This window comes from Natronolimnohabitans sp. A-GB9 (assembly GCF_030848565.1).
Taxonomy (GTDB): domain Archaea; phylum Halobacteriota; class Halobacteria; order Halobacteriales; family Natrialbaceae; genus Natronolimnohabitans.
Genome location: NZ_JAVDDV010000005.1, coordinates 1 through 23770, shown reverse-complemented (window position 1 = coordinate 23770; position 23770 = coordinate 1). Strand labels below are relative to the sequence as shown.

The 23770-nt window shown below is 62.0% G+C and carries 19 protein-coding genes and 1 pseudogene; 11 read left to right on the top strand and 9 right to left on the bottom strand.

Annotated features, from left to right (window positions below; translation table 11 throughout):
- Positions 1–21: 21 nt before the first annotated feature.
- The 5 genes from RBH26_RS08205 to RBH26_RS08185 all read left to right on the top strand — a co-directional run bounded on the left by RBH26_RS08205 (position 22) and on the right by RBH26_RS08185 (position 6134).
- Complete coding sequence (locus RBH26_RS08205; protein ID WP_306757717.1) at positions 22–1959, top strand: MEDS domain-containing protein; 1938 nt, start codon at positions 22–24, stop codon at positions 1957–1959.
- Between the two features lie 351 nt (positions 1960–2310).
- Positions 2311–3282, top strand: coding sequence for an ABC transporter ATP-binding protein (locus RBH26_RS08200; protein WP_306757716.1), 972 nt, complete (start codon positions 2311–2313; stop codon positions 3280–3282).
- Entirely contained in the window at positions 3279–4061 is a 783-nt protein-coding gene (locus tag RBH26_RS08195) for an ABC transporter permease subunit (RefSeq protein WP_306757715.1), read from the top strand. The genes RBH26_RS08200 and RBH26_RS08195 overlap by 4 nt, the downstream gene beginning before the upstream one ends.
- Before the next feature lie 61 nt (positions 4062–4122).
- Complete coding sequence (locus RBH26_RS08190) at positions 4123–4950, top strand: ABC transporter permease subunit (protein WP_306757714.1); 828 nt, start codon at positions 4123–4125, stop codon at positions 4948–4950.
- 173 nt (positions 4951–5123) lie between these two features.
- A complete protein-coding gene (locus RBH26_RS08185) occupies positions 5124–6134 on the top strand; it encodes a hypothetical protein (protein WP_306757713.1) in 1011 nt (336 codons plus the stop codon).
- Between the two features lie 363 nt (positions 6135–6497).
- Here the strand turns inward: RBH26_RS08185 and RBH26_RS08180 are convergent, their stop codons facing one another.
- Positions 6498–6923: a DMT family transporter gene (locus tag RBH26_RS08180; protein WP_306757984.1), complete on the bottom strand. Its 426-nt coding sequence runs from the start codon at positions 6921–6923 to the stop codon at positions 6498–6500.
- Between the two features lie 675 nt (positions 6924–7598).
- Between RBH26_RS08180 and RBH26_RS08175 the strand changes: the two genes are divergently transcribed.
- The gene (locus RBH26_RS08175) at positions 7599–8285 is read left to right on the top strand and encodes a helix-turn-helix domain-containing protein (RefSeq protein WP_306757712.1); all 687 of its coding nucleotides are present in this window, start codon (positions 7599–7601) and stop codon (positions 8283–8285) included.
- Between the two features lie 39 nt (positions 8286–8324).
- Here the strand turns inward: RBH26_RS08175 and RBH26_RS08170 are convergent, their stop codons facing one another.
- Together RBH26_RS08170 and RBH26_RS08165 are read right to left on the bottom strand one after the other, a co-directional pair.
- Positions 8325–11135 (bottom strand): valine--tRNA ligase, encoded by a 2811-nt coding sequence (locus RBH26_RS08170; protein WP_306757711.1) that lies wholly within the window; start codon positions 11133–11135, stop codon positions 8325–8327.
- A 215-nt stretch (positions 11136–11350) separates the two neighbouring features.
- Entirely contained in the window at positions 11351–12007 is a 657-nt protein-coding gene (locus RBH26_RS08165; RefSeq protein WP_306757710.1) for a hypothetical protein, read from the bottom strand.
- Positions 12008–12193: 186 nt separating this feature from the next.
- Here RBH26_RS08165 and RBH26_RS08160 point away from each other — a divergent pair, with 186 nt between their 5' ends.
- On the top strand, positions 12194–15307 hold the full coding sequence (locus RBH26_RS08160) for an MMPL family transporter (protein WP_306757709.1): 3114 nt from the start codon (positions 12194–12196) through the stop codon (positions 15305–15307).
- A gap of 58 nt (positions 15308–15365) precedes the next feature.
- Positions 15366–17039 (top strand): AMP-binding protein, encoded by a 1674-nt coding sequence (locus RBH26_RS08155; protein WP_306757708.1) that lies wholly within the window; start codon positions 15366–15368, stop codon positions 17037–17039.
- A gap of 231 nt (positions 17040–17270) precedes the next feature.
- Here RBH26_RS08155 and RBH26_RS08150 read toward each other — a convergent pair whose 3' ends face one another.
- Positions 17271–17393: a hypothetical protein gene (locus tag RBH26_RS08150; protein WP_306757707.1), complete on the bottom strand. Its 123-nt coding sequence runs from the start codon at positions 17391–17393 to the stop codon at positions 17271–17273.
- Positions 17394–17599: 206 nt separating this feature from the next.
- Between RBH26_RS08150 and RBH26_RS08145 the strand changes: the two genes are divergently transcribed.
- On the top strand, positions 17600–18550 hold the full coding sequence (locus tag RBH26_RS08145; protein ID WP_306757706.1) for an ATP-grasp domain-containing protein: 951 nt from the start codon (positions 17600–17602) through the stop codon (positions 18548–18550).
- A 7-nt stretch (positions 18551–18557) separates the two neighbouring features.
- The gene (locus RBH26_RS08140; RefSeq protein WP_306757705.1) at positions 18558–19478 is read left to right on the top strand and encodes a M50 family metallopeptidase; all 921 of its coding nucleotides are present in this window, start codon (positions 18558–18560) and stop codon (positions 19476–19478) included.
- Positions 19479–19566: 88 nt separating this feature from the next.
- On the opposite strand, the gene RBH26_RS08135 is transcribed toward RBH26_RS08140, so the two are convergent.
- The 5 genes and pseudogenes from RBH26_RS08135 to RBH26_RS08115 form a co-directional block, all read right to left on the bottom strand.
- Positions 19567–20466, bottom strand: a complete 900-nt coding sequence (locus RBH26_RS08135; RefSeq protein WP_306757704.1) for a DUF6293 family protein — start codon at positions 20464–20466, stop codon at positions 19567–19569.
- A 93-nt stretch (positions 20467–20559) separates the two neighbouring features.
- Positions 20560–21183: a hypothetical protein gene (locus tag RBH26_RS08130; protein ID WP_306757703.1), complete on the bottom strand. Its 624-nt coding sequence runs from the start codon at positions 21181–21183 to the stop codon at positions 20560–20562.
- Positions 21184–21337: 154 nt separating this feature from the next.
- Positions 21338–21802 (bottom strand): Tfx family DNA-binding protein, encoded by a 465-nt coding sequence (locus tag RBH26_RS08125; protein WP_306757702.1) that lies wholly within the window; start codon positions 21800–21802, stop codon positions 21338–21340.
- Between the two features lie 288 nt (positions 21803–22090).
- Positions 22091–22321, bottom strand: a pseudogene (locus RBH26_RS08120) (MBL fold metallo-hydrolase); the annotation flags it as partial.
- Between the two features lie 276 nt (positions 22322–22597).
- Entirely contained in the window at positions 22598–22864 is a 267-nt protein-coding gene (locus RBH26_RS08115) for a hypothetical protein (RefSeq protein ID WP_306757701.1), read from the bottom strand.
- A 395-nt stretch (positions 22865–23259) separates the two neighbouring features.
- On the opposite strand from RBH26_RS08115, the gene RBH26_RS08110 reads away from it, so the two are divergent.
- Complete coding sequence (locus tag RBH26_RS08110; protein WP_306757700.1) at positions 23260–23745, top strand: hypothetical protein; 486 nt, start codon at positions 23260–23262, stop codon at positions 23743–23745.
- Positions 23746–23770: the final 25 nt, after the last annotated feature.

Below are 23770 nucleotides of genomic sequence, written 5' to 3'. Positions count from 1 at the left end.
GTACAGTCCCCAGCAACCATCATGAGTCAAACCATCGATTCCCCACAAGACGACCTCCTCGGCCTCGAGACCGGCCTCGAAGCGCTCCAGGACAGTCCGGAGTTTGGCGGCCTCGTCGAACCGATTTCGGAACACGAGTCCTACGACCATCTCGCGTTCATCTACGAGTCCCAGGCAGAACAGTTCGCCACTGCCGTACCGTACATCGAACACGGCCTCGAGCGCGGAGAGCGATGCGTCTACATCGCCGACGAGAACGACACCTCGGAGGTGCTTGCGGCCCTTCGGGAGGCAGGGGTCGACGCCGACGCCGCCATAGAGTCCGGGGCGCTGGTCATGTACACCGCACAGGACTCCTACCTCCGGAACGGCTCGTTCGAGCCCGACGAAATGATCTCGTTTATCGCGGACGCGATCGAGGAAGGGACCGAGGAGTACGCCGGCGTGCGGATCACCGGCGAGATGACGTGGGTGTTCGGCGACGATCCGCCGCTCGAGAAACTCATCGAGTACGAGGGGAAGCTCAACGAGTTGTTACCCGACGCGAACGGGATCGCCCTCTGTCAGTACAACCGCGAGCGCTTCCCAGCCGAAATCATCCGCGACGTTATCAAGACCCATCCACACCTGATTTACGACGATACCGTCTGTCAGAACTTCTACTACACGCCACCCGAGGAGTTTTTCGGGCCCGACCAGCCGGAACGCGAAATCGACCGCATGATGGGGACGCTGCTCGATCGAACACAGGCCCGCGTCGAACTGCGGGAGCACCACCAACACCTCGAGCGCCAGATCGAGATCGCAGCAGACGCCGACAGCTCGTTCGAGGAGAAACTCCAGGCTCTCTTCGAACTGGGGTGTGATCGGTTCGATCTCGAACTCGGCGGTCTCGCAACGGTCGATCCGGTACGGGATTCCTTCGAGGTGGAGGCAGTCAGCGACGACCACGAGCATCTCCGTCCCGGCCTCGAGGCGCCGCTCTCGGAGACCTACTGTCGTGCTGCGGTCGCCGCCGACGAGACCGCAGCGATCACCGACCCGGAAGACTGTGGCTTCGCCGGAACGATGGCATACGAGAAGTTCGGCTTCGAGACGTATCTCGGCACGCGGATCAGGGTCGAGGACGCGCCCGATCGGACGCTGTTTTTCGTCTCCTCGGAGCCCCGACCCGACGGGTTCTCCGACGCCGATCGCACGTTCAACCACCTGATGGGCCAGTGGGTGACGTACGAACTCGAGCAGCGACGCCACGAGCGCAAACTCGAGGAGTCAAACGAGCGCCTAGAGCAGTTCGCCTACGCCGCCAGCCACGACCTCCAGGAACCGCTGCGGATGGTGACGAGCTACCTCCAACTGCTCGAAAACCGCTACGGCGACGCCTTCGACGAGGACGGCGAGGAGTTCCTCGCGTACGCCGTCGATGGCGCCGATCGGATGCGCGAGATGATCGACGCGCTGCTGGCCTACTCACGAGTCGACACGCAGGGTGATCCCTTCGAGCCGGTCGAACTGGACGTGGTGTTGGGTGACGTGCTCAACGACCTTCACCTCCAGATCGAGGAGTGTGACGCGACGGTCACGACCGAGCCACTCCCGCGCGTCGAAGGCGATGCCAGCCAGCTTCGGCAGGTACTCCAGAACCTGATCTCCAACGCGATCACCTACAGCGGCGACGAGCCGCCGCGAGTTCACGTCGACGCGAAACGGCGCGGTCGGAAGTGCGTGATCGCCGTCCACGACGAGGGGATCGGTATCGATCCGGAGGATCAGGACCGCGTGTTCACTGTCTTCGACCGACTCCACAGCCGCGAGGAGTACGAGGGCACGGGGATCGGGCTGGCGCTCTGTCAGCGAATCGTCGAGCGCCACGGCGGCGACATCTGGGTCGAGTCGGTGCCGGGCGACGGATCGACGTTCTCGTTTACGCTGCCGGTCGCCGAAGCCGAGGGCCGGTAGCTCGAGACCGGCGGCGAGTGACGACCCGGGTTGGCGGGTTGGCGCCTCGAGCGACTGGGTCGTCCCGCTCGCCCGTTACTTTGATCGGATCGTTCCATCCAGGTTCGAGGCACGTCTTCGACCGGACCGTTGACGACCCCTCATTCAACCACCACTTTATGGTCTGTCATAGCGTCTGTATTGATACCAATCGTTGTGGGCGGCTGTGATACGGGCTGCTGTAACGATGTCCCGCTGATCGCCGATCCCGTGCTGGCGATCGGTGGGCAGTGACGACAGGAGACCGTATGAGGCTCCGTTCCCGAAGTCCGAATTCACAGGCCGAACCCGACCGAGCCCGGAGGACCGATCATGCGTACCCAGACCGACGCCGACGAACCTGCGGTTGAGACCGAATCCGCGACCGAAGCAGAGAGCACTCGAGAGTCGCCCGTAATCCGCATCGACGGCCTCACGAAGCGCTACGGCGACGTTACCGCAAACGACGACGTCACCTTCGACGTCTACTCGGGCGAGATCTTCGGCTACCTCGGCCCGAACGGGGCAGGGAAGACGACGACGATTCGATTACTCCTCGGACTCATCAAACCGACTGCCGGAACGGCAGAAGTTCTCGGTGCGGATATCCGCGATCGACGGGCGCTCACCGAGGCGAAATCAGCCGTCGGGTATCTGCCGGACACGCTCGGGTTCGAGGAACGACTGACGGGGAGACAGGTGCTCGATTACTTCGCCCGGATGCGCGGCGACGAACGACGGGCGGAGCTGCTTGACCTGTTCCATCCGCCACTCGAGAAGCCGGTCGAGACGTACTCACACGGGAACAAACGAATGCTCGGGATCGTCCAGGCGTTCATGCACGATCCGGACCTGATCATCCTCGACGAGCCGACGTCCGGACTCGACCCGCTCAAGCAAGACCGGATGCACGCCTTCCTCGAGGCCGAACGCGACGCCGGGAAGACGATCTTCTTCTCCTCGCACGTCCTCAGCGAAGTCCAACGCATCTGCGACCGGGTGGGGATCATCCGTGAGGGAGGGTTGGTCGCCCTCGAGGACATCGACGACTTGCTCAAACGCAGCGGGAAACAGGTCCGGGTACAGCTGGCGGAGCCGGTCGACGAAGCGGCGTTCGTCACGGAGGAGATGATCGACGTCGAGACCGTCGACAGGACGGTCCGATTCACTTACACCGGCGAGTCGAGCGCGTTGCTCGAGCATCTCGTCGAATTCGAGATCGAAGACGTCGACATCGGGGACCCTCAGCTCGACGACATCTTCAAACACTACTACGGGGACGATACGTCCTCGGAGGGAGGATGACGGCGATTCTGCGTGCCGAGTCCAGGCAGCTGACCCGCAGTTCGATCGTCCTGACCGGCCTGTTGGGGCTGTTGCTTGCGTTCGTACTCGCCGTCTTTCCCGGCTTCGCGGAAGAGGCCGAACTCATCGAAGAGGCGTTTCCGCCGGTCCTACTCGGACTGTTGGGTATCGAGGAGATACACACGATCGAAGGGTTCGTCGGCGGGTACGTTTTCTCCATCGTCTGGCTGCTGTTTGCCGGCATCTACTTCGCGTACGTCAGCGCTGGGATGATCGTCGACGACATCCGTACGCGTCGGATGGATCTCCTCCTCTCGACGCCGGTCTCGCGGGAGTCGGTCGTCCTCCAGAAGGTCGCCGCCCTGTGGGTTCCGCTGGTCGCGTTACACGTCGGCCTGTTCGCGGTCCTCTACGTCGGCATCCAGGTCATCAGCGAGACGCTCGACCCTGCCACGCTCGTGTTGGCACATCTGTTGACCGTCCCCTACTTGCTGGTCTGTGCTGGGATCGGCATCGTCCTCTCGGTCGTTCTCGAGCGCGTCGAGACCGCCCAGGCTGCCGCCCCGGCACTCGTGTTCGTCCTCTGGCTGGTCGACGGACTCACCCACATGGATCAGGATTTCGAGTGGATCGGCGCGATAACACCGAGTCGGTACTTCGATCCGGGGGCGATCTTAGTCCACGAGGAGTACGCGTTTACGGACGCCGGCGTTCTTCTGGCGGCGTTTCTCGTACTGCTGGCCATCGCAATCGTCGTCTTCGTCCGGAGGGATATCTGATGTACCGCTCGAACTCCTCGGCGACGATCGGTCGGTCGCGACCGACACAGGAGGTGCCTTCATGACGGCAGATACGGGCACTGGTACTGGCACTAGTACTGGTACGACGACGGCCATCCTCCGCGTCGAGTCGGGAAAGCGCATTCGCGGCTCGGTCGGGCTCGTCGTCATTTTCGTCCTCCTGTCGGCACTTTACTTCTCGATGTTCCCGAGCCTCTCCGAAGAGATGGAAGCGATCGAGCAGGCGTTTCCGGCGTTTTTCTTCGAGCTCTTCGGAATCGAAGCGTTACACACGATCGAGGGGTTCATCGCCGCCGAAATTTACGCGTTCTTCTGGGTGATCCTCGTCGGCATCTACTTCGCGTACGTCGGCGCGGGACTGATCGCGGCCGACATCGACGACCGGAAGATGGATCTCACGCTCTCGAATCCGATCTCGCGGGAGTCGGTCGTCCTCCAGAAAGTCGCCGCGCTGTGGGTTCCACTGGTCGTCCTGAACGTCGGGGTGGCGACCATCGTCTACGTCGGCGCACTCGTCATCGGCGAGTCGTTCGACCCGGTCGCACTCGCGATGGTCCATCTGCTTTCGGTTCCGTACCTGCTGGTCTGTGCCGGGATCGGACTCGTGCTCTCGGTGATCGTCGACCGACCGAGAACTGCCAGGGCGGCGGCGCTGACGCTCGTGTTCGTCCTCTGGGTCGTCGACGCCGTCTCCGGATTGGATCCCGATTTCGAGTGGATCGGCGCGGCAACGCCGAGCCGGTACTACGACGAGACGGCAATCCTCGTTCACGAGGAGTACGCCATCGCCGACGCCGGCATTCTCCTTGCGGTTTTTCTCCTCCTGGTGGCCATCGCCGTCGTCGTCTTCACGCGCCGGGATATCTGATACGGACTGTTGTGCCGCTGTCCCGCCGATCGCCACACGGGGTCGGCGACCGGCGGTCGGTGACGACAGGAGATCGTATAAGACAGCCGGGACACGGCTACGGCGATCCGTATTATCCGAAGTGATGAACGAAGGCCTGTGCTATATCGAAATCGGGCACGTGCTACCGAACAATGACTCCGAGTCGACGAGACGTGCTCGCGCTCGTAGGCGCGACGACAGCGGCGACCGCCGGCGTAGCAGGGAGTGCCACGATCAGCGCACAGGAAGACACCGACGATCTCCCGGCGTACAGTCAATGGCTCACTATCGAAGATGGCGGCCTCGAGTTCGTCGTCCTCGACTGGGCGGATCTCGAGGACGAAGCACAGCGAGAACTCGAGGAAGCGGGACCGGACGAAGCGGTCCCGGCGGAGTACGAAGCGGATCCGATGGTCGCACCCGTATCCAACGGTATGCTCGCAGCGTATTTCACCGTCGGCCTGGACCTCGCCCAGTACCGACTCGGTAGGCTCGTCGACGAAGCGGCGTTCGAGTCGACCGTCGAGGAACTGCTGTTGGTAAACGACGTGTTGATCGTGACGGGCGCAATCGATCCCGCAGAGATCGACGACGAACTCACCGCCGAACCGGCAGCGGACTTTCTCAGACAGATGGAACGAACGGACGAGATCGGCGACTACGACGTCTACACGCCGATCGACGAGGCCGCCGACGCGGTGATCGCCGTCAGCAGCGACGCGATCGTGTTCGTCGACAGCGACGCACTCGAGGACGACACGGACCCGATGGCGAGACTCGAGACGACCATCGCGGTCACAGCGGGCGACGTCGACCGGGCAACTGAGGTCTCCGACGTGGTCGCGTGGCTCGTCGAAACGGCGGGTGACGGCGACGCCGTCGTCGGACAGTACGGCGACCGGATCGTTGCCGACGCGAACGGAGGAGTTACCGACGTACGCTTCGAGGGCTTCGAGGACGCCGACGGTGTCATCACGTCGTTCACCGCCGAGGACGCGGAGACGGGAACCGGCGAGTTCGCGGCGATCGTCGACGATCCCGACGAAGACGAACTCGAGGCGCTACTCGGGTCCTCTGCGGACGAACGGTCGGTCGATATCGACGAGAATCGCGTTACCGCGGCGGGCACGTGGCGAGAGGTAAACGGGACGGTTACCGAGTGACATCCGCCTCGCCGTGAGGACTCGGAGTTATCTTCTGTCGCATATTCTCCGCCCCGTTACAATCTGCGGTAGCTACCAGTTCGCACGACGAGCAGACGTACACACTCCGTTCTACGCGGTTCGATGTCGTGATATCGCACATCGCGCGCCAGGGCGAGATCGGCGGCCAGTGACGACAGGAGACCGTATGAACCGATTTCCACACCGATCGCAACGCCGTCCGGCGATCAGGTGTACAGCGACGTTCAGTGAGTGTGCCATAGATATATTTTGGCCATTCGTTTATTTTCTCGAGTAGAAGACGCGCCTTCGCTCGCTTCTTTCGAGAACACCGCCCCATACCCAACAGTTGCGTAGGCCACTCTATCGGGTAACCAGGATGATCCCAATAACTGTAAACGCTATCCCAGCAAATCTCGTTATCGTCACTTCGTCTCCGAGGATGACCATACCGATGAGTGCCGCGACGACGAAATACATCGCACCGAGAGTAGAGACGACGGTCGTCGACCCTCCGGAAAGACCGATGTACATCGAAATCAGGCCTATTCCGGTGAACAATCCGGCCACGCCAGCGAGCAGGCCTCCTCTCGCAGTAATGGCAAGCGATGCGTCTGAAACGAGGATGTATCCGAGTGCAAGGGGTCCCGCAACGAGATAGGAGATCGCGGCGGCCGTCCTCGGGTCGATAGACTCCGACGCAGCGTTACCCAAGACTACCCAGATTCCCCAGGTCACCATTGTAATCAAACCGAAGAATACAGCCGAATCTATCTCAGGGAAATTCATCATCGTGATTCAACGTACTGGTCGAATAGCGACGTCCAGAGACGCTCGAAGCGACTGGTATCGAACAGCGGGGTGACCCCAGCGGGGAGGTAGCAGTTTGGGTTCGTGTCGTTGCCTCGGTCATCGGCATGGTATCGCTGTGCCATACATACTGATACCGACCGTGATCGCATTGGTCTCTCTCTTAATCGAATAATCCATTTATATCGGGTCTAGAAGATTTCATCCATTCCTGACCGCTTTCGCAGGTTGTTCGGTGGATGCAGTGAGGACGATGAGGGCGAGCAAAACGGATGATTATCGTCCAGCGGACTCCTCGAGAGAGTTTCGATGCGCGTTCATCCTCGTTCTGATACTGTTGGAGAGCACGATTCGACGATCGGTCGCGCGACTGCGGCCGTCCCGAGGGTGACGGCCGCGAGTTCGCGACCGGCGTCTCACTGACTGCTGTCCGACAGTATGAGACGGTCTTCTGTAGTCAATTACCGCAGATCGCCAGGACGGGGTCGGTGATCGGCGGTAACTAGTTACAGCAGTCCGTATGAGTTGTGTCCCACCAACTCTGGCGGACCGCTCTCTTATATATCCTCTGTATGCAACAAACTAGTTCTGATAGTTGCTACGGGCTTTTCCAGATACATATTCATATATTAAAGACACCTACTCCATAGAACAGTGACTGATATCAAAGCAGTTGTCCGAATCGAGCACCCTGACATAGTACTCACAAAGACAGTCACTCACGACCAGAGTTCGAAAGTCAAGTCGGTGTTAGAGGCAGGAACTGACCCTACATCGGGGAAATTTTTCTATCGCGTACAGTCAGCTGATTTCCGCCAGTTCGAAGACGGATTGCGGAATGATCACACCATTGGCGAGTTTGAACGAGTTATTGAAACTAGAGACGAGAAGGCGATCTATAGCTTCGAATATACAGACGAAGCGAAGGTCATCTCTCCAATTATTTCGACCGCGAATGGTGTCATCCTCGATATGGAGAACGACGGAAACGGTTGGATCCTAACGGTATGGATGCCCGACCGGACGAATCTGGCCCCTCTATGGGACTATGCAGAACAGCACGACATTGATATCGATTTACTGCGCGTGAACGAATACGCTAGTTTAGGGACTACTGACGCAGGATTGACCGATAGCCAACGAGAGGCACTCCTCGTCGCACTCGAGACAGGGTATTTCGACGACCCACGGAACGCAACTCTCAGTGAAGTCGCCGCTAATCTGGATATCTCTCAACCTGCAGCCAGTGGTCTCCTTCGGCGTGGGACCAAACGACTCATCGTTTCTTCCCTGATGGATGACAGCGAGAATTCGAACGGATACGATCGAGAACGGCACTGATGCCGGACTCGAGCGCGTTCGAAAACGGACGGCGCGACTCTACTCGAGGATGACGACCGCCGACTCGGTCTCGATCATCTCACCCTCGCCGGAGTAGGAGCGCTCGAGTTCGACCTCGAATACGTCTTCGTCGAGCTCCTCGCCGGCGACGCGGAGGACGCCCGCATCGTCGTCGATCTCGTAGTCGCCGCTCTCGATGCCGGCGTCGATATCGCCGACCTTCTGGCCGTATTTGGGGCCGAGTGTCGAGTAGTCGAGGTCGATCGCGGCGACCTCGGTGGTCACTTCGGGTTCGTCCTCGAGTACGGTCAGGTCCTGGACGTGCATCACGTTCTGGATGGCGTCCTCGAAGCCTTCGATGGGGCCGTAGACCGAGACCGACTCGAGGTCGGCGTTCAGCGGTAGCTGGTTTTCGCTCTTGTAGCGTCGCAGCGCCGAGATGACCTCCATCGCGGTCTCGCCGGCCTCGAGGTCGGCCGCGTAGCCCTGTGGACTCGGCCACTCGCGGATGTGGATGCTGGTCTCCTCGAGGTTGTCGTCTCGCGACTCGCTATCGCTGTAGACAGCCTGCCAGATCTCTTCCGTGACGTGTGGGAGAAACGGCGCCCACAGCTCGAGGAACGTGCGGTGGGCCGTCCGTAGCGCGTACTGGGTCGACGGGTTGTCCTCACGCTCTTTGGCGATCTCGAGGTAGTCGTCACAGAACGTGTTCCAGAAGAACGTCCGCAGGCGGTCGCGGGCCTTCGCGAACTCGTAGTTCTCGAGTTGGGCCGTCAGCTCCTCGATCGCGTCGTCTAACTCGGCGAGCAGCCAGCGGTCGATCGGCTCGAGTTCTGCGGGTTCGTCGGGCTCGCGTGGCGCGAGGGTATCGACCAGCTTCGAGGCGTTCCAGAGTTTGCGAAGCAGCTTCTCGCCCGCGGTGAGGTCTTTCTCCTGGTAGGGGAAGTCGTCGCCGACGGCGGCGCTTGCCGCCCAGAACCGGACCGCGTCGACGGGGTACTCCGCGAGCACCTCGTCGGGTTCGACGACGTTGCCCCGCGATTTGGACATCTTCTCGCGGTTCTCGTCTAGGACGTGGCCGTTGATCATCGTCGCGTCGAACGGCACCTCGCCGGTGTGCTCGTAACATTTGACGACGGTGTGGAACAGCCAGAAGGAGATGATGTCGTGGCCCTGGGGCCGGAGGTCGAAGGGGTACAGCTCCGGCTTTGCCATCGTGAACTCCTCGGCGTCTTCGTCCCAGTCCCAGCCGGCGTTGATCAGGGGCGTCAGCGAGGAGGTCGCCCAGGTGTCGAAGACGTCGTCCTCGGCGACGAACTCGTCGCCGCCACATTCGGGACAGGTGTCGACCGGCGGCTCGTCCGAGAGCGGATCGACCGGCAGGTCCTCTTTCTCCGCGATGATCTCGTGATCGCAGTCTTCGCAGTACCAGACCGGGAACGGAATCCCCGAGTCACGCTGGCGGGAGATCAGCCAGTCCCACTCGAGGCCCTCGATCCAGTGTTTGTACCGGGTGAACATCTTCTCGGGATACCAGTCCATCTCCCGGCCGGCCTCGAGGTACTCCGCTTTGTGATCTAAGATCTCGACGTACCACTGCTTGGAGACGCGGAACTCGACTGGCGTGTCACAGCGTTCGTGGACCTGAACGGTGTGGGTAATCGACTCGCGGTCTCGCAGATACCCTTCGTCGTCCAGATCCTCGATGATCGCCTCGCGGGCCTCGTCGGTGGACATGCCCTCGTAGTCGCCCGCGAGATCGGTCATCGTCCCCGACTCGTCGATGGCGACTCGCAGCGGCAGGTCGTGGGCCTGGTACCACTCGATGTCCTTCTGGTCACCGAAGGTACAGCACATCACGACGCCGCTTCCTTTCTCCATGTCGACGCGGTCGTCGGCGATGATCGGCACCTCGTGGCCGAAGATCGGGATGCGGGCAGTTTCGCCGATCAGATCCTGGTTCTCGTCGTCGTCGGGGTGGACGAAGACGGAGACACAGGCCGGGATCAGTTCGGGGCGGGTCGTCGAGATGACGAACTCGTCTCGCGGGGCGTCCCCGGTGAGTTCGAACGCGATGTCGTTGAAGTGTGCGCCCTTCTCCATGTCCTCCATCTCGACCTGCGAGATCGCCGTCTCACACTCGGGACACCAGATCGCGGGCGCTTTCTTTCGGTACTCCCGTCCCTGCTCGTAGAGATCGATAAAGGAGAGCTGGGAGATGCGCTGGACGCGAGGCTCGATCGTCTTGTAGGTGTTCGACCAGTCGATCGAGGTTCCGAGCCCCTGCATCTTCTCCGTAAACTCTGCCTCGTACTCCTGACAGACCTCCCGACAGAGCTGCTGGAACTCCCGTCGCTCGTAGTCCTGGTGGCGGATGTCGAGTTCCTTCTCGGTCAGGCGCTCGCTTGCAATCCCGTTGTCGTCGTAGCCGAACGGAAAGAGGACGTCACCGTCGTGCATCCGCTGGAATCGCGCGGCGAAGTCCTGTAGCGTGTGCCCGTAGAGATGCCCCATATGGAGGCTGCCCGACACCGTCGGCGGCGGCGTGTCGATCGCGTAGACGGTGTTGGGATCTTTCTCGGGATCGCTCTCGTAGGCGTAGACGCCTTCGTCGACCCAGCGTTGCTGCCAACGCTTTTCGACCGTTTCGGGGTCGTAGCCGCCCTCGAGGGTTGGTTCCTCGGCTGCTGCGTCCTGGTCCTGGTCTTGGTCTTGATCCTGACCGGGCGTGTCCATACTCATAGTCTCACCGCCCGCGACGGGCGTCGTCCGTGCATCGTCGGTGCCTGAAGAGTGCGTTCGTTCATTGCTGATACCGGTCGTTGCTCGGTGAATGCGTGTCGCCGACAATACATCCGTCGAAACGGGGTTGGAAATTCGGGGCTAAACCGCCCCTACGAAAATCGCGCCGTTCGGGCCGACGAACGGATCGGCCGTGGCCGCGCCGGCATCGGTCATACACGTAGTACTGCCCGGCTCGATGTTAGTTGTTTCGTCACGACCGTGGTCGGCAGCCGCGGCCGTTCACTCGAGACCCCGTCTGTCACTCGAGTCGCGATCCGACGTCAGTTTCGGCCGGGCTCGTCGGGCGCGTCCGTCAGATCGATGATGGCTCGAGAATCGCTTACGTATCTGAGGTCGCCGCCGTGGTACGACGCCAGTCGCTCGAGGAACTCCTCGTCGGTATCCGCCGAGAGTGCGATCGCGACCTCGTCGTAGGAGGTCACGTCGTGACCGCGCTCGAGGACGAGCGAGAACAGTTCTCGAGGCGTGACGGGGTCGCCCGCAGCGAGCCGATCGGCGATCCCCTCGTGGGTCGCTTCGATGCTCGTCTCGACGTCGAACGCGATGTCGACGGAAACCTTTGCCTCGAGCTGGTCGGCGGCGTAAGCCTCTTCGGCGCTTCGGACAGCGGGGACGAGCACCTCCTCGAAGTCGACGCCCTGCTCCCGGAGGCCGAGGTACGCGAATGCGAGCATCGCGGTCAACCCGCTTTGGAGGTCGTCGTCGCTCCCTACGTGTTCGAACACCTGTCTGCGGTCTTTTTTCGAGAGCATCTGGGTCAGCACGTCGAAATCGAGGATCGCGTTCCGGGTCCGGTTCCGGATGCGCGCCTCCGCGTTTCGCTTCGAACCCTCGTGGCTCATCTCGGTCTCGCCTAGCAGATACGCCCGGTCGGCCTCAGTGAGAAAGCCCCGGTCGCGGTCGATTGCAGTGTTCATAATCCATTTCCGGTTACGCATCACCTGCTTTCAACCGAAGGTATAAGAACGTACGGTTCGGATCCGATCACAATGGCGTTCCGCGAGCGATCGATGGCCGTCGGAGACGGCTCGTTTTCGCTGACCGATGTATCGTCGACTCCCGACGGCCCTCGCGGGACGATCGGCCGGAGGTGGCCCTGACCGATGGCGGGTGATCTCGCCGGCCGATACGCGGCGGCGATTACCGACCACAGCCGCCTCGTCGTCGCCCTCCTGCTCGTGGTTACCCTCGTCGTCGCCGCAGGTGCAGTCGTCGGGGAGACCGAAGACGCCGGCATCGGCGAGTTCGAGACCGACTCCGAGGAGGAGGCGGCCTTCGAGTACATCGACGAGAACTACGAGACCGACGACGGGGACGTGACACAGATCGTCGTCCGCGACGAGGGTGGTGACGTCCTCACGAGGGAATCGCTGCTCGACGGGCTGGCCCTCCAGCAGGACGCACGGGCCAACGAGTCGGTAAACGCGACGCTCACCGACGACGGCTTCGTCGGCCTCGAGAACGCAGTCGGAACCGCTGCCTACACCGAAGATCGCATCGAATCGTTCGAGGAACGCGGTGAGGAACTCGGGGAGCAACGGGCCGAACTCGAGGAGCGACGGGCCGAACTCGAGACCAGAAGCGACGCCCTCGAAGACGGACTCGACGAGAGTCGGGAGATCCAGCGCGACTACGAGGAACTGAACGCGACGACCGACGAGAACGACTCCGACTATCAGGCAGGCGCCGCCGAACTCGAGGCGGAGTTCGAGACCACCGTCGAAAACGCCACGGCGGCAGCGCAACTCGACGACGAGGACGCGGCGGAGTACGCGGAACTCGCCCGACAGGCCCAGGAGCTCGAGTCGGCGCTGTTCGAGATCGAACAATCGACCGCACAACCCCAAGAGAGTGACCCGTATCGGGAGGTCCAGGAGTCCCTCGATGGCGTCTACGCCGCCGGCACGGTCGGGCTCCTCGAAGCGGAGTTCGACGCTCTCGAGGACGAGTTCGACGCCCTCGAAGCGGAGTTCGATGCGCTCGAGGCGGAGCAGGAGGCGTTCGAGAACGACAGCGCGCCGACGCTCGACGAGCAAGTCACAGCACTCGAGGACCGTTCCGACGAGGAAGTCGAGGCACTGCTCGCTGACGTCCTCGATCCCGACGCCGATCGGGGTGGCGAGGACGCCTACGAGTTCCTGCCGTCCGATTACGAACCCGGCGAGACCGAGGCCGAGGCCCGGCTCACGCTCATGTTCCAGGACGACGCCGGCGACGACGAACTCTCCGCGGCGGCCGCCGACGCCCAGCTCGAGGTCGAGTCGCTGTTCGAGGAGCGGTTCGACGACGGCTTCGTCTTCGGCCAGGGGATCACCGACGCCGCGTCGGCGAGCGCGGTCGGCGATAGCTTCGCGATCATCACGCCCGTCGCGCTCGTGTTCGTCCTCGGGATCCTCGCGGTCACGTACCGAGACGTCGTCGACGTCCTCATCGGCCTGGCCGGAATCGGCGTCGTGATGGGGTGGCTCGCCGGCCTGATGGGCTGGCTCGAGATCCCCATGAGCCAGCTGCTGATCGCCGTCCCGTTCTTGCTGATCGGGCTCTCGATCGACTACGCGTTACACGTCGTTATGCGGTACCGTGAAGCACGGGCAGGCACGCTCGAGATCGAGAACCCGGACGCCAGGATCGCGACGCTCAGTACCGACGGCGGCGTGGACCGTGGCGTCCGGGCTGGCATGGCCCTCGGCCTGGGTGGCGTCGTGCTCGCGTTGGCCGCAGCCACGTTCTCGACGGGGATCGGCTTTCTCTCGAACGTCGTCAGTCCGCTGCCCGCCATTCAGGACTTCGCGATTCTGAGCGCGGGTGGCATCCTCGCGACGTTCGTCGCGTTCGGGATCTTCGTCCCCGCACTCAAGACCGAAGTCGACGGCCTACTCGAGAACCGGTTCGGTCGCGATCGGGCGAAGCCGGCGTTCGGCGTCACGCCGGGGCCGGTCAACCGGGTACTCTCTGGGGGTGTCTCGCTGGCGCGACGGGCGCCGGTAGCGGTCGTCGCCGTCGCCCTCCTGTTGGCCGTCGGTGGCGCCTACGGTGCGACTGGCATCGACACCGAGTTCAACGAGGCCGATTTCCTGCCCGAGGACGCCCCCGACTGGGCCCAGTCGCTTCCCGGCCCGCTCGCGCCGGACACCTACACCGTCAGCGACGACGCCGAATACCTCGGCGAGAACTTCCAGGACCCCGACTCCCAGGCGGAGATACTGATACGCGGGGACGTGACGGATCCGGCCACGCTGACCGCGATCGAGGACGCTCGTGAGGGAGACGCCGTCACGAGCGCCGATAGCAGCATCGACACCGAGCCGGACGGGACGGCCGCCGTCGACGGCCCGCTGTCGGTCCTCGAGGACGTCGCGGCCGACAACGAAACGGTCGCGGCCGCGATCGACGAACGAGACACCACCGACGACGACGTCCCGAACGAGGATCTGGCTGGCCTCTACGACCTGCTGTACGACGCCGACCCCGATGCGGCCGCGACCGTCCTCGAGCGAACCGGGGATGGTGAGCGATCCACGGTGGACGATGCGTCCACCGATGGCGAGTACGAGTCGGCTCGGCTCGTCGTCAGCGTCCGCGGCGACGCAGGCTCCCAGACCGTCGCCGACGACGTCGGTTCGTTCGCCGACGAGATCGAAGACGGCGCGGCGGTGACGGCCATCGCGACGGGTGGCCCCGTCACGACTGCGGTAGTCCAGGACGCGTTACTCGAGACGCTGGTCCAGGCACTCGCAGTCACCCTCGTCGTCATCTTCGCGTTCTTGACGCTGTTGTACTGGGTTCGCTACCGGGCGCTCTCGCTCGGTGCCGTTACGCTCGCGCCGGTCGTCGCCGCGCTGGCGTGGCTACTCGGGACGATGGCCGTCCTCGACGTCCCCTTCAACAGCGAGACGGCCGTCATCACCAGCCTCGCGATCGGGCTGGGCGTCGACTACAGCATCCACCTCGGCGAGCGGTTCGTCATCGAGCGCGATCGGCATCAAGACGTCGTCGACGCCCTCCAGGCGACGCTTACCGGCACCGGCGGGGCACTGCTCGGCAGCGCTGCGACGACCGCCACTGGGTTCGGCGTCCTCGCGCTTGCACTCGCCCCGCCGCTACAGCGGTTCGGTCTCGTAACCGGTCTGAGTATCGTCTTCGCGTTCGTCGCCTGCGTTACCGTCCTGCCTAGCCTGCTCGTGCTCCGCGAGCGGGTCCTCGAGCGAGTGGCGTGATCTCGGCGACGGATTTGCTGGCCGATGAATTATACGACCGCTCGTGGCCACATGCGATATGGACACGTCACCGAATCTCGCGGATTACGAGGGGCTCTCGACGGTCTTCGAGTGGGACCACATCTACACGGACGCCGACTGGGATGCCCCCGACGAGGTAAACGTCGCTCACGAAGTGTGTGAACGCCATACGTCCGATCGCGGTACCGTCGCGCTCTTTTTCATCGGGGCCGACGGCGAGCGCGAACGAATTACCTTCTGGGAGCTCTCACAGTACTCGAGTCGGTTCGCGAACATTTTAGCGGAACTCGGCCTCGAGCGTGGCGATCGTGTGTTCGCGTTCATGCCGCGGGTGCCCGAACAGTACACGGCGATGCTCGGCGCGCTCAAGTCGGGCTGTGTGTTCGGCGGTATCGACCCACAGTACGGTGCCGACCGGGTCGCCTACCGACTCGAGGACGCCGGTCCGAACGTAGTCGTTACGACGCCCGAACACCGGGAGACGCTGGCCACGGCGCTCGAAGACGCACCGTCGGTCGAACACGTCGTCGTCGTCAGCGACGACGGGAAGGGGGTTCGCCGGGGCGACGTGAGCTACTACGAGGCGATGGACAACGCCTCGTCCGCATACGAGACCGTCGAGACCGAAGGGTCGGATCCCGCGTTGCTGTACTACACGAGCGGGACGACTGACCCCGCCAAGGGGATCGTCCACGGCCACCGGTGGATCGTCGGCGTCGCCGCCGCGACCCTCTATGCGGCCGACCTCCTGCAACACGGGACCGACATCTACTGGGGAACGGGCGAGCGCGGCTGGCTGACCGCACCGGTCAACGCGCTCGGCGTCTGGTTCTGGGGCCACAGCCTGCTGGCCTACGACGGTGCGTTCGACGCGGAGACGTGGGTGTCGATCCTCGACGAGTTTCCCGTGACGATACTCTCGAGCATCCCGCCGATCTACCGGAAGCTACGCGACGCCGAGGACGCTCTCGCTGACGCGGACCTCGATCTTCACCGGGCGCTCAGCACCGGCGAACCCCTCGATCCCGAACTTATCGAGTGGGGCGAGGAAGTCCTCGGCGTCCCGATTCACGAGACCTACGGCCAGGCCGAGACGGGCAACATGATCATCAACGACTATCCGTCCATCGAGACCCGCCCCGGAAGCATCGGCAAACCGCTGCCCGGCGTCGAGGCCGCCGTCGTCGATCCGGACTCCGGATCGCGACTCGAGGCCGACGAGACCGGCGTGATCGCCGTCAGGGGGGATTACCCCTGTTTCTTCCTCGGCTACTGGGACGACCCGGAGCGGACGGCGGACGCGTTCGTCGACGGCCCCGACGGCGAATGGTATCTCACCGACGACCTGGCACGACGGGACGAGGACGGCTACGTCTGGTATCAGGGACGGGCCGACGACGTGATCATCAGCGGCGGCACGCGGATCGGGCCGCGCGTAGTCGAGGACGCGCTCGAAGATCACGAAGCCGTCATGGAGGCTGCTGCCGTTCCGACCGACCATCCGGACCTCGAGCAGGCCATCAAAGGCTACGTCGTGCCGACCGACGACGTCGAGCCGGGCAAGCCGTTCGTCGACGACCTTCGTTCTCACGCATCGTCGTCGCTGTCCGAACGCGAGGTCCCAGCGGCGATCGAGATTTGCGATACACTACCACAGACTGCAGCGGGTACAGTTCGGCGCGAGGAACTCCGGGAGTCGTCGCTCGAGTAGTAGCGTCGTATGATCTCTGAGAGTTGTCCACACCGCGACGAGTACGAACGTTGACGTGGAAGCCCGCACCAGACGGGTACCCGTTCAATCCCGAAGCGGTCTGCCTGTAGCACTGTCCTGGCTATAGTACCAGCTGAAGCTGTTCCCACACCGATCGCAGAGCGCACGGTGCACGTCGGTCCCCGCCCGCCAGTTCGCGGGGCTCGAAAAAACGGCTACGTTTGCCGGGCGTTACCAGCACTTCTCCGGACACTCGCCGACTACCGTCGTCGTGAAATCGCCGAGTGTCGTCGCGTTCGATCGCTCCTCGAGGTCTTCAACGAAGTGGATCTGTTCGTCGGTTTCTGAATCCATATCCGTTCTAATCTTCCCACCATATAATATTATATCTTTCTTCTAGAATATTATTATTTCAACTTGGGTAACCAGCTGGTAGCGCAGCAACGATCGTCGTATCAAACGAGAAATAAGACACGCCAGCGTGGGATTTGCTTTCGACTTGATAGTGGCCTAATTGACCGATGATTAGTTTTATATTGTCTACATATTATATTTTGATAATGGCAGTCTTGTTACTGGGCCCTCGATCAGATCCACAACTCGAAGCCGTAGAACACGAACTCGAGACACGAGGCGTCGAAACTGTCGTCTGGAACGCCGACAACTGGCCGGGTGACGGCAAGTTGTCGTTCCATCAGACGAACGAGGACGTTCGAGTGGCTGCTTCCGATACCGTCGTCGACGGATCGAGCGTTCACACCGCGTATCTTCGAAACTTCGCGCTCAACCCGCGGCTATCCGAGTACGAAAGCCAACTCGAGAATCGACCCTTTTCCCTTCTCAACCAGCTACGTGAGTATCAGGCCGTCCTCGAGTCGATGCTGTACGACCTGCAACGACGTGGCGTCCGGATGATCAATCCTCTCGAGAGTCAAGACGTCCACAAACGGAAACCCTGGCAGCTGTCACGACTTGCGGACGCGGGCGTCCCCGTCCCGGAGACGCTAACGACGACCGATCCGGATGCGGCACGAGCGTTCGTCGACCGACTCGAGGACGTCGTTTACAAACCGGTCAGTGGCGGTGGCCACGCCGCACCGGTCACGGCCGCGGATCTGACTGCCGACCGGCTGTCGTTGCTTACCAACGCCCCGGTACAGTTTCAGGAGCGAATCGACGGGGACGACCTCCGCATCTTCGTCGTCAATGGGGAGATCGTTGCAGCGGCTCGAATCGTCGCTGACGAACTCGACTATCGGACGACCGATCACGACGTCGAACGGATCGACCACTCGACGCTCGACTCCGATATCGCCGACGCTGCCGTCCAGGCAACCGATTGCCTCGGGCTGGCGTTTTCAGGTGTCGACGTCGTCGATGGCGGTGATCGGTTCCGTGTCCTCGAGGCTAACCCCTCCCCGATGTTTGCGACCTTCGACGAGCAAGCGGGCACGGACGTTGCCGGCGCGCTCGCTGACCTACTCGCCGATCGCGACGTCACGCCGAACTGAAACACCGATGAGCGACGACGATACCGACCACGACTACACCCTCGCGGAACTGTTGGAAAACGGGTTCGGCTTCCGGTGGGGGGAGACCGACGGGACGACGTGGCTGCGAAACGACGATGGTGACTACAAGCGCGTCCATCCAGTGTTTTTCGATCGGTTACACGACCTCGCGGACGGATCAACACATCCGGATGAATGCGACGAGCGCGTTCAACACACAATCACGTCATTGTATGACAACGGCTACCTGAAGCCGGGCGGCGACGTCATCCGCCACGAAACGCCGGCCGACATTCGACTCGCACCACGTCTCGGCCTGCTTGCCGTAAGCGTCGCGGTACTTCTCCTCTGTCTGGTGGTTCGCTGGCCGGAACTTCAATCGCTGCCGGCAGATATCGAGTTCGGATTCGAACTCTCGATCGTCGTCCTCCCAGTGTTACTGGGATCGATCGCGATTCACGAACTCGGCCACTACGTCCCGAGTCGGCGGTATTTCGATCCGAATCTTCGGCTCGGAACATTGAATAAGGTAATTCCGGCGATTATCACGCGAACGACTGATGCGTGGCAATGCCCACGGAACGTCCGCATCTGGATCAGCCTCGCCGGTCCGTTCGCCGACATCGTCGTCGCAGCCGGCTTCGCCGTCATGTTCGTTGCCATGCCCGCGCAGCCGATCTTCGGCTTCCTCGCTTTGTTGATCGCGGCACGGGCCGTCTTCGTGCTCAATCCACTCATCGAAGGCGACGGCTACTGGGTCCTCGTCGACGCGCTCGGCTGGCACAATCTGCGTAGCCGCGGCTTTCGGGATCTCAAGCGTGGCTCCGTCTCTGGTCCGGCGGCATATGCACTGTTGTCTGTCGTATTTACCGCCGGATTCGTCGCGCTCAACCTCGTGATCTTGGCGACCGTCTTCGATCTCGTCTAAAGAGTGCGGCGAGAGTTCCACGAATCACCCGACCCGTGGTACCGTGTTCGATACCCGATGTGCCAGGACATCGATACAGGAGACTGTATCACCGAGGACCGGAATCGGAGTGTGCCCGCACCCACAGTTCGCCGATCCGAGAGAGGCGGGTTCGGTACGATTTCCCCTGTTCCTCGCGTTCGATGTACCCCTTGCCGCCCGGACCCAGTCGGTCGACGTTGTAGATGACTTTCGACCGGAAGCTGTCGGTGTACTCCTCGTTGAGTTCGTCGGCCAGCGACTCCGCGAGCTCCGAAACCGAGTCGAACTCGCCGTCCTCGCCGAGTTTGAACAGGATGAGTTCCTCGAAGGGTTTGACGTTCGAGAAGGAGGCGACCGGCAGTTCGACGATGTGGCCGCCGTCGATCTCCTTCGCGCCGATCGTCGTCCCGCGCTCGTCGAACTCCGAGAGGAGGTCTCGAGCACTCTCGAGACGGTCTTCGATCCGCTCGTCCTCGAGGTCGTCCGCGCTCTTGACGTCCTCGAGTAAGGCGATCTGTTCGCGCAGTTCCTCGGCGAGTTCCGTCTCGAGGTACTTCTCGGGTGCGGTGTAGTAGGTGTGAATCCCCTCGCGGTCTTCCTCGCGTTCGACCATCAGCGAGTGGGCGGCGTTGGCAAAGGCGAAGCTGACGGTCCGGGGCATCGCGGCGACGTTGACCCAGACCTCGTTACCGGCGTCTAACTCCGCGGTGATGAGTTCGTAGGCCTGCTCGAAGGCCGCATCGTAGTCGTAGACGTCCGAAAGAACGAACCGCTCCGTACTCGCACCCAGCAGGTTCTGGAAGTCGGTCTCGAGTTTCTCCGAGAGGTGGCGGGAGTACTCGACGTTGGCCTCGCTGCCGACGGCACCCTCGAGCAGGATGACGCTGTCGACGTCGATCTGATCGCGTACCAGCGGCGCGATCAGCCGGTCGTAGTCGAAGCCGACCGGAACGATGTGTGTTTGCATAGTTGTGCCGTAGAACGGCGAGGTAATCAATCCCTGTACGTCGCGGGCAGTGTGGGCCACGGTCCCGGCGACCGGGATCGTCGACGATCCCGATCAGGCCACGTCCGCGGGCTCGTCGCCGAGGTCGACCGTTCGGATCAGTTTCGCGATCGTCTCGCGGTCGCGCTCCGGATCGACGTCGAGTTCGTCGGCAGTCGCCGCCGTTTCGGCGTCGACGCCCTCGAGTGGGAGGACGCCGCCGGCCATTCCGAACGTCGAATCGAGGGGCCAGACGGCGGTGTGGGCTTCGGCCTCGAGATAGATCGGCTCGTCGCCCTCGAGTGCGACCGGATAGCCGACGTCGAGGACGTACCAGCGGCCCGCGTTGCCGTTCGACGCCTCGAACTCGAGGGTGTCCCGCGTCGACTCGACGCGCAGGGCCTCGTCTTCGAGAGTGTCGGTGAACTGTGATTTGGCCTTCGGTGCCGCTTTCTCGAGGGCCGACTCTGGCGCGACGCCAAGCGTCGACAGCGACGGCGAAAACGAGAGATCGACCGTAAACAGCGATCGGGTGGGAATGTCGCTTTCGTTCAGTGCGACCACCCCGTCGGCGGGATCGGCCGGTTCGTACACTGTCGTCTCGGCGGTGACTGATGCAAGCAACACGCTCGATTCCCCGGTCCGGCTCCCCGATACCCGCCACGACTGGGCGAGCGACTCCGGCAGATACGCAGTCATCGCCCTCGCGTAGGCGGTCGTCGCCTTTCGGTTTGCCGGTTCCGTTCGACCTACCAGTACGCCGGTTTCGGTCTCGTACGGACTGCTGTCCGATCACCCGCCGATCGCCGACCCCGTGCTGGTGAGTGGTAGAACGTGACTACAGGAGACCGTCTCAGTCTCCGTCCTGGTGGCGCACTCGAACCATCCCCTCGGAGGTGACGCCGACGATCAACGGCGTCGCGACCTTCCGCCCGGAGACCGCCGAGCCCGCGGCGTCGCTGACGACTTTCATCAGGTCCGGCGCAGTGTGGTCGACTTTGACACCTTTCTCGTCACAGGCCTCGTAGACCAGCTGTGGCACGTCGTAGAGGTCCGTCCCTTCGGAGATGCGAACCCGGACCGGTGCTCGCAGTGCCTCGGCGAATGCGACCGTCTCGCGGGCTTTCTCTAGATTCTCGCGCGCGCTCGACTCGATCGAGGAGACGTTCGCCCGCGACGTCCCGAGCTCGTCTGCGATGTTCGCCTGCGAGACGTCGCGTTCGCGCAGCGCCAGTACCTGTGCCTGTCGATAGGTCAGTACACTCGTTTCGGAGTCGAACCCGATCTCCTCGAGCAGGTCGTCTATCTCGTCGATCATCACGATCGCCTCCGGATCCGATCGCGGCCGGTCTCGCGAGCACCCATATACGAGGATACAACGCCGCCGGGATCAAAGCTCCCCCGATCCGTCGATGAATTGGACGGCAAGTGGCGATCGATCGCAACGTCCCCTAACCAGTAGATATATCAATCGGAATCCCCCACTTTCCGGTGCGCGGACGCTGCACCACGAACGTGCCTCTGACATGCGGTCGGCTCCGTGCCCCACATCCCCGCTTTGGGGACTCTCGCTTTTGAGAGCGAACAGTTCGTCTCGAGAACCGTCTCAGTACTCGAGTTCCCACCGCTGCTCGTCGCCGGTGGCGAGTTCGTCGGCGACGCCGTCGGCTAGCCGGTAGTCGGTCCCCTCGCGGACGACGGTCCCCGCCCGCTCTAGGTGCTCGAGGTGGGCGTACGATTCGCCGGGTCCATGGAGGATGTGGATGCTCTCGAGGTCGCCGAACAGGTCGGCACTGACCGTCCAGGTGTCACAGGGTCCGTGCCGCTCGAGGGCGTCCTCGGCCCTGGACGTCAGGTCACCATCAACCATACGTAACCCAACAATTCGTCGAACATAAAGGAGTGTGTTCAATCGTCGACACTCGTACTCGAGGCTGTAGTACCCCCCAGCGTCGACTGATGGCTGAGATCAGCCGACCGACGCCGATTTCAGCCATCAGTTTAGGCTGGGGACGCCACTAGTGCTCGCCATCAGCCGACAGGTCCGTTTCAAGAAAACGAGGGTCGCGGACGCTGGCCTGCAAACCGGTCGGGAACTGCGGTCGACGATCTGCTATGGTTTCAACGGCAGTTCCGCGCGGCCGTTAGTCCGCATGACCTCGCGATTGCGGTCGGGCCAGGAAAACAATCGACGTCGGAGCGGTTCGCCGTCGGCCGTCGTCGGGTCGTACACACCGATCTTCGCCGTCAGCGTGAGGAACACACCACCGCCGTACCCGAGAAATACCGTGACCGGGACCAGTACGACTACGGAAACAAGCAGTTTCACCAGTCGCTTGAGGGTGGAGTCGTTCTGCGTATTCGGACGTTCTGTCGCCATATCCGAACGAACGACGACCGACAAGAAAAAGATACTGGTTGAGATGATTGAGTAAAACCCATAGCTGGCAAAACTTACGGTTTACTTTCGCGGTACGAACTATTTTTTAGTAGCCTCCTCAACGTCGACTGATGGGGAAAAGCAGCCGATCGACTTCGATTTCCCCATCGGTTCAAGCCGAGGACGCCACTGGCGTGCTTGTTGTACCCCATCTCACTCGGGTCTCTGTCAACCCCTGTTGTCCTGATTCACATAGTAGGGAATTCGGACTAAACTGCATGAAATTATTTCATAACGTCTTATTTAACAGTGCTTTCCTGCTATTATTATAGTTACTGATTGGCTTCGAAAGTATTAATATTCTATTTCAATAAACGATAACTGGAAGTTCATACATGACTGGAAAGAATCACCGCTGGAAGCCGTTCGCGCCCTCACGCCGTCAGATTATTGCCGGCGGCGGAACTGTGGTACTTGCCCCCCTGGCCGGCTGTTCGACGCTCGCCGGATTATTCGACGATATGGCTCTCGAGGAAGTGAACGCGATCAACCAAATCGACGAGGACGTCAGCGGCGAACTCGTGATCGAGGGGCCCGGCGGCGAAACCGTCTTCGACGGCTCGTTCACCGCGACCGAAGAAGAAACTCAACAGGGGTTCAGCGACGTTTGGACGGATGCCGGCTCGTATGAGGTTGCCGTCGAGCTAGAGGACGGACTCGAAATCGACGGCAAATCGAGCGCGGAGAAGATGGTAATGATCGACGATACCGAAAAAGAACTGCTCGCGATCGTCTTCGGCTCCGAAGCGGTCGATGACGCGATCAGCTTCCACGTCGTTGAGGGGTTAAGCGATCTCGAGGACGTCCTCGAGCACGACTGATCCGGACCGCTGTAGGTCATTTGCC

Coding starts and splice junctions, on each gene's coding strand:
- RBH26_RS08205 (WP_306757717.1), top strand. CDS start 22: ATGAGTCAAACCATCGATTCCCCACAAGACGACCTCCTCGGCCTCGAG.
- RBH26_RS08200 (WP_306757716.1), top strand. CDS start 2,311: ATGCGTACCCAGACCGACGCCGACGAACCTGCGGTTGAGACCGAATCC.
- RBH26_RS08195 (WP_306757715.1), top strand. CDS start 3,279: ATGACGGCGATTCTGCGTGCCGAGTCCAGGCAGCTGACCCGCAGTTCG.
- RBH26_RS08190 (WP_306757714.1), top strand. CDS start 4,123: ATGACGGCAGATACGGGCACTGGTACTGGCACTAGTACTGGTACGACG.
- RBH26_RS08185 (WP_306757713.1), top strand. CDS start 5,124: ATGACTCCGAGTCGACGAGACGTGCTCGCGCTCGTAGGCGCGACGACA.
- RBH26_RS08180 (WP_306757984.1), bottom strand. CDS start 6,923: ATGAATTTCCCTGAGATAGATTCGGCTGTATTCTTCGGTTTGATTACA.
- RBH26_RS08165 (WP_306757710.1), bottom strand. CDS start 12,007: ATGAACACTGCAATCGACCGCGACCGGGGCTTTCTCACTGAGGCCGAC.
- RBH26_RS08160 (WP_306757709.1), top strand. CDS start 12,194: ATGGCGGGTGATCTCGCCGGCCGATACGCGGCGGCGATTACCGACCAC.
- RBH26_RS08155 (WP_306757708.1), top strand. CDS start 15,366: ATGGACACGTCACCGAATCTCGCGGATTACGAGGGGCTCTCGACGGTC.
- RBH26_RS08150 (WP_306757707.1), bottom strand. CDS start 17,393: ATGGATTCAGAAACCGACGAACAGATCCACTTCGTTGAAGACCTCGAG.
- RBH26_RS08145 (WP_306757706.1), top strand. CDS start 17,600: ATGGCAGTCTTGTTACTGGGCCCTCGATCAGATCCACAACTCGAAGCC.
- RBH26_RS08140 (WP_306757705.1), top strand. CDS start 18,558: ATGAGCGACGACGATACCGACCACGACTACACCCTCGCGGAACTGTTG.
- RBH26_RS08135 (WP_306757704.1), bottom strand. CDS start 20,466: ATGCAAACACACATCGTTCCGGTCGGCTTCGACTACGACCGGCTGATC.
- RBH26_RS08130 (WP_306757703.1), bottom strand. CDS start 21,183: ATGACTGCGTATCTGCCGGAGTCGCTCGCCCAGTCGTGGCGGGTATCG.
- RBH26_RS08125 (WP_306757702.1), bottom strand. CDS start 21,802: ATGATCGACGAGATAGACGACCTGCTCGAGGAGATCGGGTTCGACTCC.
- RBH26_RS08115 (WP_306757701.1), bottom strand. CDS start 22,864: ATGGCGACAGAACGTCCGAATACGCAGAACGACTCCACCCTCAAGCGA.
- RBH26_RS08110 (WP_306757700.1), top strand. CDS start 23,260: ATGACTGGAAAGAATCACCGCTGGAAGCCGTTCGCGCCCTCACGCCGT.